We start from the raw sequence: 20,657 nt of genomic DNA, 5'->3' as shown, positions 1-20,657 counted from the left end.
ATTTTATAACTTATTGAAAATATAGGGTTTAATCAAATGATTCCTTCGATTAAAGTGCCGCAAGAGTCTCTACCTGTATTTTTTAATGAGAACCCACAGCTTTTTAATGAGTTGCTACACGCGGTAGCCGATGAAATTTATTTGCTTGATGCTGCGGATATGAGGCTTGTCTATGTTAATGCAAGTGTATTAAACAATACAGGTTGTGACTTGCCTGAGTTGCAAGAACAGCTGCTTATAGATCTGCTGGGAGTAAGCAAAATAGCTTTACAGGCGCATCTATATGCGCACCGAAATGCACTTGATTTTTTACCTTTGATGCAGGACCAAGCACCAGTCATCGGGCATCAAGGTCATGATCAGTTACGTGTTAAGTTAGTTACGTTCGAGCAAAAAGCTTTTTTATTCATCATTAAAAATGATTCTTTACCAGTTTCAGTGAGTGATTGTCGCGAATGTAAGAGTACTTTTAATCAAGTGTTGATTGATAGTGAGTCTAGGGTAGAGGCGATTATCTCAAATACGCCAGGCTTGGTTTTTCAGCTACATCTTGATCCTAAAGGTGACATTGTTTTCAACTATCTTAGTGATGGTTGTAAAGCGTTGCTAGGTTTGAATGCCTCGGACCTAATGCATGAGTCGAAATTGTTTTTTGCGATGATGAATCCAAGGGATAGAGTTTCATTACGGAAGCGGTTAATATTTTCTGCAGATGGGCTTACTCAGTTAGATTGGGAAGGCCGGGTTTGGATTAATGATTGGCAGGATAATAAGTGGATTAATCTGCGTGCAATTCCTAAGGTTTTGAATGATGGGGTCATTCAATGGGTTGGCATTATGATTAATATCACGCAAAGTAAAAACGAAAAGCATGAGTTACAAGAGTCTCGCCATGAATTAGCGCAATTAACTGCGCACATGAATCAAATTAAAGAGTTGGAGCGCACCAGGATCGCGCGTGAGATACATGATGATTTAGGTGGTAATTTAACCGCCATTAAAATTAGCTTGGCCTCTATCATTAATCGATTAGCAACCGGCCAGTCTGTTTCTGTTGAGCAGGCAAAAGGCTTGGAGTGTATTGTAGATAATACATTTGAGGCCATTCATAAGATATCGAGTGATTTAAGACCGAATATATTAGATTTAGGGATTGTTGCTGCACTTCAGTGGCAGGCTAAAGAATTTGAAAAGCAAGTGGGTGTGTCGTGTACTTTTTCGACCAATCAATCGGAGATTGTCGTGACACCAGATCAAGCAATTACTTTGTTTCGGATTTGTCAGGAGTCGATGTCTAATATTGCGAAGCATGCTAATGCGACCTCTGTGCATGTGGATCTGAATCTACATTATCATGAAATAATCATGAAAATTAGTGATAATGGCATCGGTATTAATTTTGCCGATACTTATAAACCTAACTCTTTTGGATTAAGAGGAATGCAGGAGCGGGTTGCCGCGCTATATGGTAGTTTTGATATTGATCAGTTGGCGGAAAAAGGCACTGCGATTACAGTCACTTTGCCCATAGAATAATTAGTGTGTTAGGTGGTTTGATTCACGCTAAGTATCTTAGCGTGGTAAATGCAAAGCTTTTGCGTGAGTTGTTGTTCAAAAATGAAACGATGGTGTGAGTGATGAGTAAAAAACCTAAAATAAAAGTCATTATCGCAGATGATCATGCAATTTTAAGAGCAGGTCTCAAGCAAATCCTTTCTGAAACCGATGATATTTTGGTGATAGCAGAAGCACAAAATGCGAATGAGGCAATCAAGCTAGGCTCTCAACCCGATGCGGATGTTTTATTGCTGGATATTTCTCTGCCAGATAGAAGTGGCATAGAGGCGCTTAAGTACATTAAGCGTGAGAACAATCATATCGCGGTATTGATGCTTTCTATGCACAGGGAGGATGAATACGCAATTCGAGCTTTAAAGTCAGGTGCCGCAGGTTATCTATGTAAGCAGAGTGCGTCATCCGAGTTAGTGAATGCGATTCACACAGTGGCTAGGGGAAAAAAGTACATCACACCTGAGGTGGCCGAGATCTTAGCCAATCAGATTGGTAGAGATGACCAGAAAGCACCACATGAGTTACTTTCAGATCGAGAGTATCAAACATTCATTATGATTGCTTCTGGCTTGTCGGTAACAGACGTGGCCAATAAACTTTCGCTGTCTGTGAAAACTGTCAGCATGTATCGCACACGATTGCTTGAAAAAATGCAGCTTAAGCATAATGCTGAACTAACGCATTATGCTTTTAAACATAACTTGGTGAGTTAAAAGCACCGGTGATGGTTGAGGTAATGATAGGACGAGCACTTTGCTGTCCTCGGTGCAAACAGTAAAGAGAACTACTTTTGCGTATTTGTTTTAAATATCAAGTGGCTAGTGGTTTCTGAATAATGTCATTATCTAAAACTGGCGGCAATCACATGTTATATTGCTATTTGCTTGTTAAAACTATCGCTGATTGACTGGGATAATGGTTAAAACTAAAAATAATACAAATCCTGCTTTAGACGAAATGAACGCATTATTAGCGTTGTTTAATCAAAGAAAACTCCCTGAAGCTCTGGCTTTAGCCTCATCTATGGTTCAGCAGTACCCTAAACATGGATTTGCATGGAAAGTGCTTGGTGCTATCTATCAAAATCAGGGCGCAGCTGACCATGCGCTGCAAGCATTAAAAAATGCCGCACTTTTTTTACCTGAGGATTATGAGGCTCAATATAACCTAGGTAACTGTTTTTATGACCAGCAAAAACTAGACTCAGCTGTTGTTTGTTACCAAAAAGCCATACAGCTTAATTCCAGCTTTGCACAGGCGCATTACAACTTAGGCAATGTTTTAAAAAATCAGGATTTATTAGCACAAGCCGAGCAGAGTTATAAAAATGCATTACGTTTAGATACCAATAATATTTGGATTCTAGATAACTTAGGACACGTTCTTTACGAACTGAGCCACTTTGCTGAGGCAAAAGGTTGCTATGAGGATGTGTTGAAATTGCAGTCTGATTTTGTTGCAGCCCATATAGGATTAGGCGCCGTAGCAAAAGCCTTAGATCAGTTGCAAGATGCTGAGGACAGCTTTAAGAAGGCGATTGAAATTGGTGCCAAATTTGAGGCTTATAGTAATCTTGCCGACTTATTACATGCGGCTGATAGGTTGACTGAGGCGGAAGCATGCATACAGGCTGGCATTTCGGCACACCCCAAGTCAGTTGATGCATATGTCAAAATGGCGGTCTTTTTAAGGACGATAGGGCGAGTGCCGGAGTCTATTCCATACTTTGCTCAAGCGCTGTCAATTGATCAATCGCGTAAAGATGTGCATGTGGACCTTGGTTTGGCGAAGGCTGAGCAGGGCTTGTTTGCCGAGGCCGAGGCATGTTACCTGCGCGCTTTAGAGTTAGACTTAGATTACTGGTTGGCCTATAACAACTTAGGCCTTGCTTTACACAGAATGGAGCGTTATCAGGAGGCTGAAGTGGCCTTTGGTAAGGCGATAGATCTGCACCCGAGTGAGGCTTTGCTGTACAGTAATTTAGGGCTGACTTTAGCTGCGCTTGGACAGATTAAAAAAGCTGAGCTGTCGCTTAAAAAAGCCGTTGAGATTCTCCCTGAGTACGTCAATGCACATATTAATTTGTGCACAAATTACATTGCACAAGGGCGCTTGGAGGAGGCTGAGTACGAGTGTTTTGAAGCACTAAAATATGACCCGGCCTCTAACAAAGCAAGAAGTAATTTATTGTTTGCGATGAATTACTCTGGCCATCACAGCGCCGAATATCGTTTAGAACAAGCCCTAGCGTTTGATCATGTCGTGACCGAGAAAGTGCAGCAAGCATACACCACTTGGAAAGCTAGATCTGGTCGTCAACGGTTACGTATTGGCCTGATGTCTGGCGATTTACGTCAGCACCCCGTTGCTTATTTTCTAGAGAATTGGGCGAAAAACGTTGATTTCTCCCAGTTCGAGCTAATCGCATATTTAACGGATATCCGTGAAGATGCTTTTACCGGCCGGCTTAAACCAAACTTCGCGCATTGGAAATCTCTGGTTGGCTTAACCGATCAGGCTGCCGCTGAGTTGATTCACCAAGATGGTATCGATATTTTACTTGACCTTTCTGGTCATACATCCGGCAATCGATTACAGATTCTGGCGTGGAAGCCAGCTCCAATACAAGTCAGTTGGCTAGGTTATTTTGCGACTACGGGTATGAAGTCCGTGGATTACTTTATTGCAGATGAAGTAGGTGTGCCGGCAGCGCATTACGCTCACTTTGTAGAAAAAATTAAATATTTATCCGATACTCGGTTGTGTTTTACGGCACCGCATGTGGCGGTTGATGTGTCTGCGTTGCCAGCCCTCACCAATGACTATATCACTTTTGCAAGTTTTCAAACTTTGGCAAAAGCAGGGGATGATGTGTTGGCATTATGGGCAGCGGTGATGCTTGCATTGCCTAATGCTAAATTACGTTGGCAGTGTAAGTCTTTTGGTGATGCTGATGTGACGGCAGACATGGTTGCACGATTTGCTAAATTAGGGGTTAGTGCAGATCGGCTGACGCTTTTAGGTTCGGTATCACGCGAGGCTTATTTTGTAGCTCATCATGAAGTAGATGTCATATTAGACACTTTTCCTTATCCTGGGGGTACGACAACCTGTGAAGCCCTATGGATGGGTGTTCCTACATTGACACTTGCCGGTGATAGTTTAATTGCAAGGCAAGGCGCGAGCATGCTTAGTGCTGCAGGCCTTGCTGATTGGGTGGCAAAAACTAAAGATGAGTATCTAGATAAGGCGCTTTCACTATGCAGTGACTTAAATCAGCTTGCTAATTTAAGGGCGGGACTACGAGCACAGGCGCTAGCTTCACCATTGTTTGATGCTGAACGATTTGCAAAAAACATGGAAACTGCATTGTGGGAAATGTGGCATGAGCATTACCCTGCGGCTGAAACAGATAAGGTAGCAAGCGGTAATAAAGCAGAGTTCTCAGCCTTAACAAAAAATGCTGATGAACATTCAGTGAACAGTAGTACAAACCGTCATGTACAAATTGTTAGTGCTACACGGTATTCGGAACAAGATTTCTGGCGTAAATCGGCACTTGGTCTTTCATTGCACCGCCATTTAAAACAAAGTAGAGGGGTGTCTGCAAGCGTTGCTTTTAATAATACCTTAGGGCTTTCTGATGTGTTTAATCAGGCGATCGAACAAGCTGATGACAATGCTATTTTAGTATTTGTGCATGATGACGTATGGATAGATGAAGCTAACTTTGTCGACACGCTGATTGCCGGGCTTGAGTGTTTTGATATTATCGGCGTTGCCGGCAACAAACGTAGATTACCTAACCAGCCCGCTTGGCTTTTTGTCGATACCGCGCTTAATTGGGATGAGCCTGAGTACTTAAGTGGAACCGTATCGCATGGCTTGCATGCTTTTGGCAAAAGTTCTTTTTATGGCGAAGCACCAGCTGCCTGTGAATTGTTAGATGGCGTGTTTATTGCTACTACAAAATCTGCGTTAGAAAGCGCACATGTTAGATTTGACCATCAGTTTGACTTCCATCTTTATGACATAGATTTTTGCAGAAGTGCTAGAGAAGCTGGCTTGCATTTAGGCACGTGGCCGATAAAACTCACCCATCAAAGTAAAGGTGCATTTGGCTCGCCACATTGGGGCCAGAAATGTCAGCTTTATTTTAACAAGTGGGAACATCACACTCCGCAACAGCAGGCGCTGCATGATGCTATGGACGAAGTGATGGAAATGGCTCTGCAACATGAAGCAGGCGGTCAGCTTGAGCAAGCCGCGCTTCTATATCAAGAAGTGCTAAAGATTAACCCCGACAATCCAGAGGCAAATTACAAGCAGGGTATCCTAGTATTTAATCTACATGGTATTGATGAAGCTTTGCCATTATTTGAAAAGGCGGTGCTCTGTAAACCAGAGATTGAGCAATACTGGGTCACCTATATCGACGCGCTGATGCAAGCTGGTGCTACTTCAACTGCTGCGGATGCTTTAGAGCTTGGTCAGCAGTATGGTTTGCGAGGAGAGACTGCCCAAATGTTGGCAGCAGAGTTTGTTGAACAAATTGAGAAGGTGCAGCAAGTTGGGCAATTATCGCCAAGTCATGTGGTTGCTGCCAATCCTGTTTTGACCACACTCATTCCAGCTTACAAAACTCAATATCTTTTTGAATTGCTTTCTTGCTTATCTACACAAACCTATACCAATATTAAAGTGATAGTTTCAGATGACAGCCCTAATAATGAGGTTACAACTGCTATAAAAAGCACCAAATTTGCTGAGATACTGAAAAAACTAAATTTGGATATCATTGAGGGACCCAAAAAGGGCTCATCTGCTAACGTCGTGAATTTATTGAATTTTTGGAACCAGTCTACGCCTTATGTGCATATCTTGTTTGATGACGATTTAATTTATCCAACTTTTTACCAAATGCACCTAACAGCACACTCTAAAAGCGGTATAGGAGCATCTGTGAGTTATCGTTGGGTGGGTAATGAATTAGGAGTGCCAATATCAAGCCCTAGAATTCCTAGTTTTATATCGGATGGATTAGAAAAAGTGGATGTTTTGAGTGCTAATCAAATATTTCCATCGATAGTGCCAGATTGTGTGAACTGGCTGGGTGAGTTTAGCAATACGGTATATTCTGCTAGTGCTGCTTGGGAGCTTAAACCTGCCACACTCAATGGTATTCCATACAATGGCTTAGGTGATATTGGACTGTGTTTACACACATCCTTGTCGTCTAATATCGCAATCATTAAAGAGCATCTGGGATTGTTTAGGGTTAACCCTCACCAAAATACTGGTAACTTTTCCTCCATCAGTTTTAGGTGTGGTTACATTGCTTGGATAGCGATAGCTTTAGGTAGCTATGAGTTAGGGAAAATAGATATTAAGCAAACTGAGCATGCTATTCATATGGTGAGCGGAATTGTCCACAGACTTTTTAAGGGCAATGAAGAAATGCTTGCTTTTGCAAGGCTGCAGGAAGAGTATTCTGTTGGAAGTAAAGAATTTAAACAATCTTTTATACAGTTATGGGAGACTATGCTTAGCCAAGATAAAGGCTGGGTTGAATTAAATCAATTGAATCTGTTGCAACATCAAAATAATGCTCATTTTAATCTTCTGGAGCAGTTCCCATGATGCCAAAACGAGCGCTATTGGTTGGCAGTAGCTTTAGCGCAGCTCCCATATTTTTTGCGTTAAAAAGCCAAAATATGCATGTGTCTGTTTGCGGTAATGATCGGACTGATCCATGCCATCAATACGCAGACGCATCATATTTTATCGATTACTCTAATCCAGACGCACTTATCAGTTTAATCGCACAAGAGAAGTTCGATTTTATTGTACCGTCATGCAACGATTACGCTTATATGTCTTCTACTTTGGCGGCGGAGCGTCTTACTTACCCTGGTTTTGACGCTTATGAAGTGGCTTTGACGTTATATAACAAAAGACTATTCAGAATTTTTACACAACAATATCAATTGCCAACACCTAAGTTTTTGCAAATAAACGCGAATGAGATTAATAAATCCTTAGCGTTAAACTTCCCCTTGCTTGTTAAACCCGTTGATAGTTTTAGTGGTCGTGGCGTCACTAAAGTAAACAGTATTAATGAGCTCACAGAGGCCATTGCACTTGCTTTAAAAAGTTCGCGCTCTGAAGAGTTTGTTGTAGAAGAGTTTGTTGAAGGAGAGCTTCACAGTCACTCTGCATTTATTCAAGATGGAAAAATCATAACAGAGTTTTTTGCTGACGAGTTTTGCACTGTATATCCATACCAAGTTAACTGTTCAAATCACCCATCATTGCTGAAAACGGCAGTCAAGCAAGCTGTTGCACTCGCGATTCAGAAATTAGTAAGTTTACTGAAGCTCAGCGATGGCTTGTTGCATACACAATTCATCGTTAACCAAAATCAATTCTGGATAATTGAGTGTATGAGGCGTTGCCCAGGGGATTTATATGGAAAAATGATAACGCTTTCTACAGATATTGATTATATAGATTTATACATTAAACCCTTTATCAATCAAAAACTGCCAGACATTAATCAAGATCAAAGCCTTAAATATAAAGTGATTGGCAGGCATACAATATCTGTTGTCGAGCAAACGGCTATTTTTAGTTTTTCATGCAACATTCCCTCAAAACAGACGCAAATTGTTCCATTGAAATCTAGTGGCGAACTTCTTCGAGCTGCACCATATGACAAATTGGCAATTCTTTTTATTGAGTATCTGCATCAGCAGCAGATGCAAGAGGTTACGGTTAATTTAGATCAATTTGTCTCAATTCAAACTCATTAGGAAACTTCATTTTGAAATCAGGTTTAGCTCATTCACAAGTTACAGATACATCGGCTGGCGTTGAAAAATTGCGTTTGGGGTTTGTTGGTGGAGCATTTAACTCTGCTGTTGGACGGGTGCATCGAATAGCTAGTGAAATGGATCAGCGATTTGAGTTGGTTGCAGGTTGTTTTAGTAGAAATGAAGATGTCAATAAAGAGACAGCTAAACAATATGGCGTATCTGGTGCCCGCACTTATAAAAGTATGGAGTCTTTATTTGAAAATGAAATAGAGCATTTGGATGCTGTTGTAATTCTGACGCCAACAAATCAACATAAACAGCAAATTCAAGCATGTCTTTCCTCTGGGCTCCCTGTTATTTGTGAAAAGGCCTTGGTTACCACTGCCGATGAAGCTTTAGAGGTACGTCACTTGTTGGAAGAAAAAAGTGGTTTTTTGAATGTGACATATAACTACACAGGTTATCCAATGCTTCGTGAGTTCCAAGCGATGGTTCAAGCGCAAAAGCTTGGCACTCTAGAGCAAATTCATATAGAAATGCCACAGGACGGTTTTACTAAGCTAGCATTGGATGGCACGCCTATTACTCCACAAGAATGGAGGCTTCATGATGGCCGTGTGCCTACAGTATCGCTCGATCTTGGTGTGCATGTTCACTCTATCGTCAAATTTTTAACTAATCAATCTCCCCTTGAATTAGTGGCAGTTAGCAACACCTTTGGTAATTTTAATCAAATCGTAGATAGTGTAATTTGTATAGCAAAGTATTCGGGAAACCTGGCGTGCAATGTTTGGTATTGCAAAACTGCGCTAGGAAATCGAAATGGCTTGAAAGTTAGACTATTTGGATCGAATGGTTCATTAGAGTGGTATCAGGACAATCCTGAGTACCTACATTTCACTGATCAGCATGGCAGAAAGAGTGTTATTGACCGTGCTCATCCAGAAGTAACGGTCAGTAACCAACTCCGCTATAACCGTTTTAAAGCAGGTCACCCAGCTGGATTTATTGAGGCTTTTGCAAACACTTATTGTGATATCGCAGAAGCATTACATTCTTTTAAGCAGGGGTGTTTAAGTACAAATAACCCCTATGTCTTTGGTGTTGAAGAAGCGCTCGAAGGCTTGTTTATGCTAGAAGCAATTGCACGGTCATCAAAAGATAAAAGCTGGGTTACTGTGAAATGAGCCTAGTTACCCTATTTGATGTTTGTTCATGGATATTCTCAGGATCACAATATGCAATTCTATAATTTCAATCCCACTAAGTTAATTCACGGAGGCGATGCTCTTGAGAAAGTTGTATATGAAATTCCACAGCAGACAACGTTGGCAGTCATACATAGCAGTACTCTTGGTAGGTATCCCAACGTGCGTACTTTCTTTGCTGGAATCAATAAGTGTTTGAGAGTTGATTTTTATGAAACAAATAATCAAGAACCAACTCAGAGTGCCGTTAATAGCTTACTTGGTAAATTAAATCAAGATACTGATTTAATCATTGGAGTAGGCGGTGGAAGCGTTATGGATACCACAAAAGCGTTAGCGGTATGTTTCGGAAATAAGATTAACGCGTATGAACTTAAAGACATATCCCCTATGTTACTAAATAAAACAACAAAGTTTGGATTAATATCTACAAAACCAGGTTCAGGGGCAGAGTCAAATAATGCATATGTGCTTAAGGATGATGTTGACAACTTCAAACGATCCTATTTTAGTTTGTATTCCTATCCTCAGTTTAGTGTTCAAGACCCGTTATTTTATGAATCGTTGAGTGTGAATGATTTTGCGTCTGGACTAACTGACGCAATTTCACATGCTATTGATCAGTATTTAGTGCAAAGGGATGAAAATCTTATCCAAGACTCACTGACTTTATCTTTTTTAGATATTGGGCGTAAACTTGCTCAATGCATGCCTACACCAAGCTTGGATGATTATGCAAGACTGGCTTGGTTTGGCTCAATGGTATCATCCGGTCTTCTTTCGAGAGGGGTTAAGCCTAGTTGGTTGACTCATGAGGTGGCGCATTCAGTGGCTAGTGTTACGTCTTTTGGACATGGACAAACGATTGCCATGGTACTAACGAAAACACTAAGTCTTGATCGAAATCCAATAGAAAGATTAAGGTCTATAGCTTTAGCATTAGGTCATGAAAGTGTTTCAGATAAATTAAGCCGAACTGATGCAATTGATACTATTGTAGGATTTTTTTCTGAACTTGGGATGCAGACGAGTTTTTCTGAAATGAACTCAGAAGCTTACATTGAGTGGTGCAATGAAGTTGAGCATCTATGCCCTAATCTTAATAAAGAGGAGGTAGCGTTTATATGTCTGAGAACATAATATCTTTTCAGCCTCGTAACTCCTATATTCGGGATGACTCTTTGTTGCGAGGGGCTCCAGTCGATCATTCGGAGTTCTTAAGCCTCGCAAAAAATTTAAATATATATATATTTTCTATTAATCTTGAAGGAATAGGGCTTTCAAAACGATTGAGGGCACTAGGTCTTAATGTTAAAGCATTTGTTGATAGCCGATTTACAGGTAATAGACATGGTTTGCCTATATTAAGCCCAGATGAGTATTTTAAAAACTGTAATCAGAACACTGACTTATTATTCATATGTACGAAAGACAGGGAGTGGAAAAAAAGATACCTTGAGTTAGCGGAAACAAAAGGACTCATAAGACATAAATCTCTGTTTACGCCACTAGACGTATGCCGACATTTTCCTACTATTGAGGTAGCTGGGAAATGCAATTTGTATTGTAAAACTTGTGATATGGGATTACCTGGCGCCAATAAGGGGCGCGGACATATGTCTATTGACTCTTTCAAAAAAGTACTAGAAAAGATGACGGAAGAAATTCCATTAATGAATTCTTTAGCTTTGTATACATGGGGAGAGCCGCTTCTTAATCCCGACATCTCAGCGATTATTCGCGAATGCAGAAGGCAAGGCGTAGCCAGTGAAGTTTCAACAAATTTAGATTATCAAAAGTATCTGGACGATTTTCTTTTAGCAGAGCCTGATCAGATAGTAGCACCTTGCGCTGGGGTTGGTGAGCGGTATGAAAGAGGGCGCACTGGTGGTTCTTGGGATAACTATTTGAAAGGTTTGGAGCGAATAGCTGAGTTCAAGCAAAAATATAATCTAGATTACAACGTTCGTATAATGTATCACTTGTACAAAGACAATCTCTATGAGGATTTGGATTACATGAGGAAGTTGGCGCATGATTTTGGATTCTCGCTCATAGAAATTGTAGCTCATTTATTCCCAGGGCAGGTTTTTAAGCATGCAGTGTCTGGGGCACCTATTCCCCAGGTGATGATGGATGCATCTGAACATCTGCTTTTCTCGTTAGAAGATCAGCTTGAGTTCGCAAAGGCTAGAAAAGATAGTAATTGCCATATTATCAATGCTTTCCCAACTGTTAGCTGGGATGGGAAGGTGTTACATTGTTGCAATATGCAAAAACCCACCGTTAAGCAATGGGCATATCTCGAGCATCCTCTTTCCGAATTTATTGAAACTAGAAATAACTCGTCGTTCTGCACTACATGTATGGATAATGGGGTTCATCGATTTTTTGATGTCAACATAAGAATAGATGACGTTGATGGTATCCGTAATGTCGTTAGGTTATGAATTATGTGAGTTATCTAACCCATTTGATATCAATTGGGTAATAGCCTTAAAAAGAAGAACGCTTGACAGAGCGCTCATTATTGTTGGTTCTGGTGTAACTGCCGATGAATACAATAAGTTATTAACTGCGAATAATGTTGTTTGTACATTGATAAGTGTTCAGGATTTTAAAAACCGAGTTTGTGAAAAAAACACCTCTGAACATCCTGAGCCATTATTCATATTTGCGTCCCCATCATCGGGTGGCATTTTAAATAGCATAGCAAAAGAAGCTAATTTGTTGCCTGAAAAGGATTATCTTAGTTATCACCAATTAATTCGAAATAGAGCTGTGTTTGATTTACGCAACGTTACTGATCAAGTAAATCAGATAGAGTTTGCTAAGGTGCTAAACGCCATTTGTAAGATTAATACTTTGGGTGGTGTTGATATCTTGGTAAAAACTCCCTGCATACTCCCTCTAATCGATGTATGTGTGAAGATGTATGAGTCCAGGCTGAATATCAAATATGTGTTATACCCATCTGTAAAAGATTTTGCGATAAAAGAGCTTGTTCTGCATCACTATGCGATGGAGATAAATTTTATCAATACAAATATTCCACATGAAATCGCGAAGGATTTTCTATCCACGCTTGAAAGTTACCTGCTTCAAGATCCCAAAGCATATGTGTTAATGACTAATGAACAGATGGAAATGTTAGGTGTTAGAAACCATCATCGAATTTTTTTAGATGCATATCATCCCGAGTATTATGACGGTCTTTTGAGTGACTTTGAGGCTAACGCTTTCGATTTCCAGACTTGTTATAAGGTTAAGCCAGGTAAATTTTGTTTATCTCGGAGGATGTTTCCTGTCATTGATGGGGCTTTTAAGTTAAAAACATGTTCACTTTATGAAAACTTGTCATTGACCGACTTTTCTATAGAGGATTTACACAACGACACTTTTATAAAGCTAAGGCAGCAACTGTGTGTCCGCTGTAGCGCATCTGGCCTACATCGATTAATATGAAAAAAACTTATCATCTCGCGTTTTTTACAAATTATTGGAAAATATCAGTGTGAGTTTCAATCTACTTAAAAATCCTAATAGAGCTAGTTCTTTAGAAGAGGCAAGGCAGTTTTGCGCCGAGTTTTGTTTTATCGGATCTCAACCGAAATATATTCTTGGTCGAAATGTTTATGCTGAATGTGTTGCTGGACAAGTTAATGTAAGTGGATTTATTGATGATTATACCAATGATAAAGACTATCTTGGCCTTCCTGTCCTCAAGCTTGCTGATGTTCCAAAGGATGCACTTGTTCTCAACTCTGCTGGTGGCCGGCCACTTTCTGCAAGGAAGAGATTATCAGAAGCCGGATTAAGAAATCTTGATTATTTTTCTTTCTATAGGCTTTCTGGATTATCTTTGATCGAGATGCGATTTAACGAAGGGTTTTCAGAAGAATATTCTGCTAATGAAGAGCAGTACAGTTGGATCTATGATTTATTGCAAGATCAAAACTCTCGCGACATATTCAATAAGCTTGTAAATTTTAGGCTAGAGTATGATTTAGCTTATTTAGAAGGATTTGTCTGCAAAGAGGATGCTCAATATTTCGAAGACTTTCTTAACCTTGATGTTAATGATGAAACTTTCATCGATGTTGGTGGTTACGATGGATTTACAAGTTTGGAGTTTATTAAGCGAGCTCGAAATTACAAAGCAATTCATGTTTTTGAGCCTGAACCCACTAATTATCAGAAATGCCTCAATAATCTGAGCGCTTATAGCGATATTCATGTTCATAACTTGGCTTTATCTCGTAACAAGGCAACGATGAAGATAGAGGTTCAAGGTTCTGGATCTAGAATTTCAGGAGATGGCACAGTAAATATTAATGTAGTTAGGCTTGATGATGTGTTAACTGACGTGGATACGCCAACTTTTATAAAAATGGATATTGAAGGTGAGGAAATTGCTGCACTTGAAGGTGCACGCAACACAATAGCAACTCATCATCCCAGACTTGCTATAAGCGTTTATCACAAACCAAGTGACTTCTGGAAAATTCCGAAATTAATTTTTTCTATACGCGATGATTATGAGGTTTATATGCGTCATTACACAGAATGCATATACGAAACGGTCATGTTCTTTGTGCCAAAGAACTGATATGAGACTATATGCTATGAGCAATATAGAGTGGTCTAAAAATGCAGAAATTAGGGGTTAATCAGTATGCCGTTAGACGATTGTAGAGTCATTGAGTTACCCAAGATGTCAGACCCACGCGGCAATCTGTCATTTGTTGAGAGTGACAGCCAAGTTCCTTTTGCAATACAGCGCGTGTATTACGTGTATGACGTGCCTGGTGGCACAGACCGTGGAGGTCACGCACACAAAAACCTACACCAATTAATAATAGCAATGTCAGGTAGCTTTGATATTACTTTAGATGACGGCAAAGATAAAAAGAAATTTCACCTAGCCCGTTCTTATTACGGCTTATATATATGCCCAATGATTTGGCGAACGATGGACAACTTTTCATCAGGCTCAGTATTGATGGTGTTAGCTTCTACTAAATATGCTGAAGATGACTATTACCGAAATTATGATGCTTTTATGAATGCCAGATTGGTAAAGTAATTGAGTGATATACGCGTACCATTTTTAGACCTTAAATTTGCTTATAGTGAACTAAGCCGTGAGTTAGATGACGCTGTACTGAGGGCTAGCCGTTCTGGTTGGTATATAGGTGGCCCAGAAGTAGAAAGCTTCGAAGCTGACTTTGCTGCTTACACGGATGCAAAATATTGTGTAGGAGTCGGTAATGGCTTAGATGCATTAACGCTGGCATTACGTGCTTTAGACATAGGCGCAGGGGATGAGGTCATTGTGCCTTCACATACTTTTATTGCTACTTGGCTTGCGGTCAGTGCCGTTGGTGCAAAGCCTATTCCAGTCGAGCCCGCATCAGGTAGTTATAATATAGATGTTGCCAGCATTGAACGTTGTATTACGCCTAACACTAAGGCGATTATGCCCGTACATTTATATGGCATACCTGTAGACATTGATGCAATTTGTATTTTAGCAAAAAAATATGGCTTGGCCGTGGTTGAAGATGCAGCACAAGCACACGGTGCTCAGGTGCGCGGAAAAAAAATTGGCAGTCATGGTGATGTCGTCGCGTGGAGTTTTTACCCAGGTAAAAATCTAGGTGCGTTGGGCGATGGTGGGGCAGTTACGACCAATAATGAAGCAATTGCATCACGGGTGCGCGAATTAGGTAATTATGGCTCTGCTGTTAAATATTACAATGGAGAGCGTGGCGTCAATAGCCGTTTGGATCCAATTCAGGCGGCAGCACTCTCGGTGAAACTCAAGCATCTTGATGCATGGAATCAACGTCGTCAGGCTATCGCAAAAACGTATAGTCAAGCCTTGGGTGGTTTAGCATTAGAGTTGCCTCATGTGCCAACATGGGCAGATCCTGTGTGGCACTTATATGTAGTGACTGCGCCTAAACGTGACGCATTGCAATCACAGTTGGCATCAGCAGGCATACAGACCTTGATTCATTATCCAGTAGCTCCACACTTGCAAAAAGCTTATCAGGCACTTGATATTAAGCTCGGAAGTCTGCCAGTAGCAGAACGCTTAGCAAAAGAAGTGTTGAGTTTACCGATAGGTCCCCATCTAAGTGCTAGTGATGTTGATTATGTGATTTCAGTATTAACAGCAATCCATCAGGTGTAAAACTAACTGTCATTTTAACAAGCTAAATTTATATAGGTTTAATTTAAAAATAGGATCATTGGGAATGAAAACTTTTTTACATGTGGGCTGCGGTCCTCTTTATGTTGATCCTGTCACGCAACAACCAAGCCGCCCACAGGGGTTTGATATCAGCAGTTGGAATGAATTGCGCTTAGATATTAATCCGGCAGTAAATCCGGATGTGGTTGGCACCATGACCGATATGTCTGCAGTGCCATCTAGCAGTGTAGATGCAATTTTTTCATCTCACAATATTGAACACCTTTACCCGCATGAAGTGCCAATTGCATTGGCAGAATTTAAACGTGTACTTCGCCCTGATGGCTTTGTTGTGATTACTTGCCCAGATTTACAATCAGTCTGTGCATTAGTTGCACAGGGTAAGTTAACTGAGCCAGCTTATATTTCTCCAGCCGGACCAATCGCTCCGTTAGATATTCTATACGGTCACCGTCCGCCGATGAGTCAAGGTAACCTTTACATGTCGCATCGCTGCGGTTTTACACTAAACGTGTTGTTAGGTACTTTAGAATCGTCTGGTTTTTCAAAGGTGGTAGGAAACTGTCGACCGAGTTATTTTGATTTATGGGCGTTGGCTTGTGTGTCTAATGTGGATAATGAGCAGTTGTTGAATCTAGCAAGGCAGCATTTGCCAGAGCAGCCTTTTGATCCAAGCCAAACTAACCCAGCTGCGCAGGATATGCAGCAGGCTATTCAGGATGTATTGTCACTTGCACAGTCAAAGCATCGTGATGGTCATTTAGAAGAAGCTCAAAGTTTATTTATTGAAATATTAAATATCGAGCCGCGGAATGCAGAAGCTAACTATGGCTTGGGCTTGATTGAAGCGAGCCAAAAAAGTGCGGCAGATGCCCTACCTCGACTAGAGACGGCAGTTGAGTCAAATCCTGCAATTGAGCAATATTGGGTCACTTATGTCGATGCATTGATGATGTCTGGGATTACACACTCAATTGCTGATGTATTGGCGTTGGGTCAGCTGCATGGGCTAAAACCTGAAACAGCACAGGCCTTAGCTGGTGAACTTGCAGAGATGTTGAAATCTAAGTAGTTGTTATGGATGTAGTACCTGATAGATATAGCCCATTGATATGATTCAAAATAATCAGAACATTGCTCATACACTTGAGTGCGCTGTGAGCTTATATCAATCAGGTGATTTGCTAACTGCTGAAAATAAGTTGCGAGCTATATTAGCAATAGACGCTCAGCAGCCTCAAGCAAACTACTACTTAGGGTCGTTGTTGCTAGAAAGTCTACGCGCTTTAGATAGCTTGCCTTATTTTAATATAGCACTAGAGTCAGACCCTCAACAAGCAGAATACTGGTTGAGCTATATCAATGCGTTGATAGATGCGGCTTACTATGAAGATGCTAAGCTAGTGCTATCCTATGGGCGAGATGCTGGCCTTAGTGGAGAGCCAGTTGAGCAGCTGGAACAGTTGCTTGTAAGGCGACAATCTGAGCAAGCTATGTTAAATGCTGCAGAGTCTGTAAGTGTGCCAGAAGCGTATATACAAGAAAAGCTGATTCAGTTATTTCTCAATAAACGCTACCAAGCAGTCGAAATCGCATTACAACCATTGCTTGAGCGTTATCCTAACTGGCTTGATGGTTGGAAAATCTTAAGCGACACCTTGCTTGTACAAAAAAAAGATGCCAGATTAGTGGCCAATCAAGCCTTAGCATTAAATTTAAATGACGCCAAAGAGCACTGCTATTACGGCTTGGTCTTAAAGGGGCAGGGTGATTTAGCCAATGCTGCCGATGCTTTTAGGAGTGCCATCAAGCTTCAGCCAGACTATGCTGCTGCCTATAATAATTTAGGCATTGTTTCTAAAGATATGGGCGACATTGTGTCTGCTGTAGGTTATTACCGAAAAGCACTTGAAATCAACCCTGGATATGCCAGTTGTTACAGCAATTTATTGTTCTGCCTTTCACATGCTGATGTTGTAAGTACAGCAGACTTAATCGCAGAGCATCGCAGGTTTGGAATGCAATATGAGGCCGTTTATCAATCAGCATGGCCAAAACATACACACAAAAGTAATACAACAAAATGTTTAAATGTTGGTTTTGTCTCAGCTGACTTTAGAGAACACTCTTTAGTCAATTTTTTTGAGCCAGTGCTTGAGCATCTGTCGTCACTGACAGACGTTTCTTTGTATGCATATTCAGCTAGTGCAATTGAAGACAATGTCACACAGCGACTTAAATCTAAATTTAAGCATTGGCTTAAAGTGGATGAGTTAACAGATGTAGCTTTAGCCCAGAGGGTTAAAGAAGATAAGATTGATATCCTCGTTGATTTAGATGGACACACCGCAGGTAATCGGTTGATCAGTTTTGCAATGAAGCCTGCACCAATACAAGTGAGTTGGCTAGGGTATCTAGCAACCACAGGCTTAAGCGCAATAGATTATTATTTAGCGGACGCACATCTTTTACCGCCAAATCAGTTTGATGAACAGTTTACGGAAAAAATTGTTCAGTTACCCGCCAATGCACCATTTATACCGTCAGAACTATCGCCAGAAGTGAATGGGTTGCCAGCGTTTAACAATGGCTTTATTACGTTTGGATGTTTTAATCGCGTAGAAAAAATCACCCCTAGTGTCATTAGCTTATGGTCAAAGCTGCTTAATGAAATACCTAATTCAAAACTACTATTAGGGTCAATGCCGCAAGATGGCAGTTATGATGCAATCATCAAAGCCTTTGCTTACCATGCAATTAGTGTAGATCGACTGATTATTCACCATCGCAATACAATGGCAGACTACTTAAAGTTGCATCATCAGGTGGACATTTGTTTAGATACATTCCCGTCGAATGGAGTCACAACGACTTGTCACGCAGCATGGATGGGCGTGCCAACGTTGTGTGTGGAAGGAAAAAGCCTCATGAGCCGTGGTGCAATGGCCATCATGTTGCATTTGGATTTAACTGACTTTGTCGTGAAATCGCATGAAGATTTTGTGAATCAAGGTCTATATTGGTCACAGCACCTGCAATATTTATCTCAAGTTCGTGCCCAATTGCGCAAACAATTTAGTACGTCTGCGCTTAATCAACCTAAGTTAATCAGTGACCATTTAGTGCTCGCATTCCGTCATATGTGGATGCGATGGTGCAAAAAGCAGTCAGCAATATCATTTGCTACAGCAGTAGTTGATATGTAATCTGTTGCAGATTATCTTTACTTAAATTTAATTTTAACCAAATAAAATCAATGTGTTGGATCCAATCCAATATCACACTCTACTTAAAAAAATGCTAGTCCACAAAAAATCTGCTAAAGATTTTTCTGATATTACCGATATCCTAAACATCAGGATTGCTTAATTGATAGGTGAACAAGAAAGTATTCAGTAGGAAAAACAGAATTTAAAAAATATTTAAATCTGACCCTAAACTTTCTAAAAAACTTACCGATAACAGAAATAACAGCAGCGCAAATTGAACTGAATATGCAAAGCTAAAAGCAACAAGATGTAGTTGTAATTAACTAAATATTAGGAGAATTAACATGGCTTCAGTTATCAATACAAACCTTGCGTCACTAAACACACAACGTAACTTATCAGCTTCACAAAGCTCATTAAATACATCACTACAACGTTTGTCATCAGGCTTACGTATCAACAGCTCTAAAGATGATGCTGCTGGCTTGGCAATTGCTACACGTATGGACTCACAAGTACGTGGCCAACAAGTTGCGATCCGTAACGCTAACGACGCAATCTCTTTTGCACAAGTTGCTGAGGGTGGTTTGTCAAAACAAACTGATGCATTACAACGTATGCGTGAACTAGCTGTTCAATCAATCAACGGTACAAACACAAGTACAGACCGTGCAAACTTAGATGCTGAGTTTACACAACTGACTGCTGAAGTTACGCGTCTTTCAACTGCAACTAAATTCAACGGTACTACTGTGTTCGGTGCTGCTCAAACATTCCAAGTAGGTGCTGATGCTGGTGATACTATTGCTACGGCTTCAGTGGCAGCAGCGACAATTACAGGTAGTGTTTCTGATGTTGCAGCCGCATCTGCTGCGATTACCGCGATTGACGCTGCATTAACTGCTGCAAACACTAGCCGTGCAACATTAGGTGCGATTCAAAACCGTTTTGAATCTGTAGTAAGTAACTTACAAATTTCAGTAGAAAACCAATCTTCAGCTAAATCACGCATCATGGATGCTGACTTCGCGGCAGAAACAGCTAACTTGACTCGTGGTCAAATCTTACAACAAGCAGGTACTGCGATGTTAGCGCAAGCGAACTCACTACCTAACAACGTGTTGTCATTGTTAAGAGGTTAAGTTTTAGAAGTGTAAGACCCTTATCACCCACAGGACTGATCATCCTGTGGGATTTTTAGGAGGATAAATCATGTTTAATACACCAGTAGATGGTTATGGTGCAGTAAAAAATTCGGCCGCCGTGCAAAATATTGCCGGGGGCCAAAATGCTATTTCAGGCTTGGCTGGTGCTAAAGCCATTGATAAAGTCGAAAACGCCAAGCCGGAAACAAGGCAATCTGCTGAGGTGGATAGAGTGGCGTTGTCAAATGCAGTGAAAAAACTCAACGAACTCGTTGCGCCAGCATTGCAAACCGTCCAATTTACAATGGATGAAGAATCGGATCGCGTTATTGTTCAAGTTGTTGATACTGCGACCGATAAAGTATTAAGACAGATACCAAATGAAGAAGTGTTGGCATTTTCTAAAACTTTAGGCCGGCTGCAAGGTCTAGTAGTAAGAGAACAGGCTTAATCTGCAATAAGAGGCTTGTTTTTACGCTTTATTAAGT

The 20,657-nt window shown here is 40.7% G+C and carries 15 protein-coding genes; all 15 read left to right on the top strand.

The window, feature by feature from the left end; all coding sequences use genetic code 11:
- The first annotated feature begins 36 nt into the window (after positions 1 to 36).
- A complete protein-coding gene (locus tag FG24_RS11335; protein WP_051901535.1) occupies positions 37 to 1,536 on the top strand; it encodes a sensor histidine kinase in 1,500 nt (499 codons plus the stop codon).
- Positions 1,537 to 1,637: 101 nt separating this feature from the next.
- Positions 1,638 to 2,285, top strand: a complete 648-nt coding sequence (locus FG24_RS11330; RefSeq protein ID WP_036303494.1) for a response regulator — start codon at positions 1,638 to 1,640, stop codon at positions 2,283 to 2,285.
- Positions 2,286 to 2,487: 202 nt separating this feature from the next.
- Positions 2,488 to 7,212, top strand: a complete 4,725-nt coding sequence (locus FG24_RS11325) for a tetratricopeptide repeat protein (RefSeq protein WP_235189770.1) — start codon at positions 2,488 to 2,490, stop codon at positions 7,210 to 7,212.
- A 17-nt stretch (positions 7,213 to 7,229) separates the two neighbouring features.
- Positions 7,230 to 8,384, top strand: coding sequence for an ATP-grasp domain-containing protein (locus FG24_RS11320; protein ID WP_160172177.1), 1,155 nt, complete (start codon positions 7,230 to 7,232; stop codon positions 8,382 to 8,384).
- Positions 8,385 to 8,395: 11 nt separating this feature from the next.
- Positions 8,396 to 9,574, top strand: coding sequence for a Gfo/Idh/MocA family oxidoreductase (locus FG24_RS11315; RefSeq protein ID WP_051901533.1), 1,179 nt, complete (start codon positions 8,396 to 8,398; stop codon positions 9,572 to 9,574).
- A gap of 51 nt (positions 9,575 to 9,625) precedes the next feature.
- Positions 9,626 to 10,735, top strand: coding sequence for an iron-containing alcohol dehydrogenase (locus FG24_RS11310; protein WP_036303492.1), 1,110 nt, complete (start codon positions 9,626 to 9,628; stop codon positions 10,733 to 10,735).
- Positions 10,720 to 12,045: a radical SAM protein gene (locus tag FG24_RS11305; protein ID WP_036303490.1), complete on the top strand. Its 1,326-nt coding sequence runs from the start codon at positions 10,720 to 10,722 to the stop codon at positions 12,043 to 12,045. Before FG24_RS11310 ends, FG24_RS11305 begins: the two co-directional genes overlap by 16 nt.
- On the top strand, positions 12,029 to 13,060 hold the full coding sequence (locus tag FG24_RS11300; RefSeq protein ID WP_036303488.1) for a hypothetical protein: 1,032 nt from the start codon (positions 12,029 to 12,031) through the stop codon (positions 13,058 to 13,060). The genes FG24_RS11305 and FG24_RS11300 overlap by 17 nt, the downstream gene beginning before the upstream one ends.
- Before the next feature lie 49 nt (positions 13,061 to 13,109).
- Entirely contained in the window at positions 13,110 to 14,204 is a 1,095-nt protein-coding gene (locus FG24_RS11295) for an FkbM family methyltransferase (RefSeq protein ID WP_051901532.1), read from the top strand.
- A 66-nt stretch (positions 14,205 to 14,270) separates the two neighbouring features.
- Complete coding sequence (locus tag FG24_RS11290; protein WP_036303487.1) at positions 14,271 to 14,681, top strand: sugar 3,4-ketoisomerase; 411 nt, start codon at positions 14,271 to 14,273, stop codon at positions 14,679 to 14,681.
- Positions 14,682 to 15,794, top strand: coding sequence for a DegT/DnrJ/EryC1/StrS family aminotransferase (locus tag FG24_RS11285; RefSeq protein ID WP_036303485.1), 1,113 nt, complete (start codon positions 14,682 to 14,684; stop codon positions 15,792 to 15,794).
- A 64-nt stretch (positions 15,795 to 15,858) separates the two neighbouring features.
- Positions 15,859 to 16,887, top strand: coding sequence for a class I SAM-dependent methyltransferase (locus FG24_RS11280; protein WP_036303483.1), 1,029 nt, complete (start codon positions 15,859 to 15,861; stop codon positions 16,885 to 16,887).
- Positions 16,888 to 16,927: 40 nt separating this feature from the next.
- Positions 16,928 to 19,021, top strand: a complete 2,094-nt coding sequence (locus tag FG24_RS11275; RefSeq protein WP_036303481.1) for a tetratricopeptide repeat protein — start codon at positions 16,928 to 16,930, stop codon at positions 19,019 to 19,021.
- Between the two features lie 347 nt (positions 19,022 to 19,368).
- On the top strand, positions 19,369 to 20,166 hold the full coding sequence (locus tag FG24_RS11270; RefSeq protein WP_036303480.1) for a flagellin: 798 nt from the start codon (positions 19,369 to 19,371) through the stop codon (positions 20,164 to 20,166).
- Between the two features lie 70 nt (positions 20,167 to 20,236).
- Complete coding sequence (locus FG24_RS11265) at positions 20,237 to 20,620, top strand: flagellar protein FlaG (RefSeq protein ID WP_036303479.1); 384 nt, start codon at positions 20,237 to 20,239, stop codon at positions 20,618 to 20,620.
- The last annotated feature ends 37 nt before the right edge of the window (positions 20,621 to 20,657 follow it).

The organism is Methylotenera sp. L2L1 (genome assembly GCF_000744605.1).
GTDB lineage: Bacteria > Pseudomonadota > Gammaproteobacteria > Burkholderiales > Methylophilaceae > Methylotenera.
The sequence above is the reverse complement of the archived record's forward strand: the minus strand, read 5'-3'. Positions and strand labels throughout refer to the sequence as shown.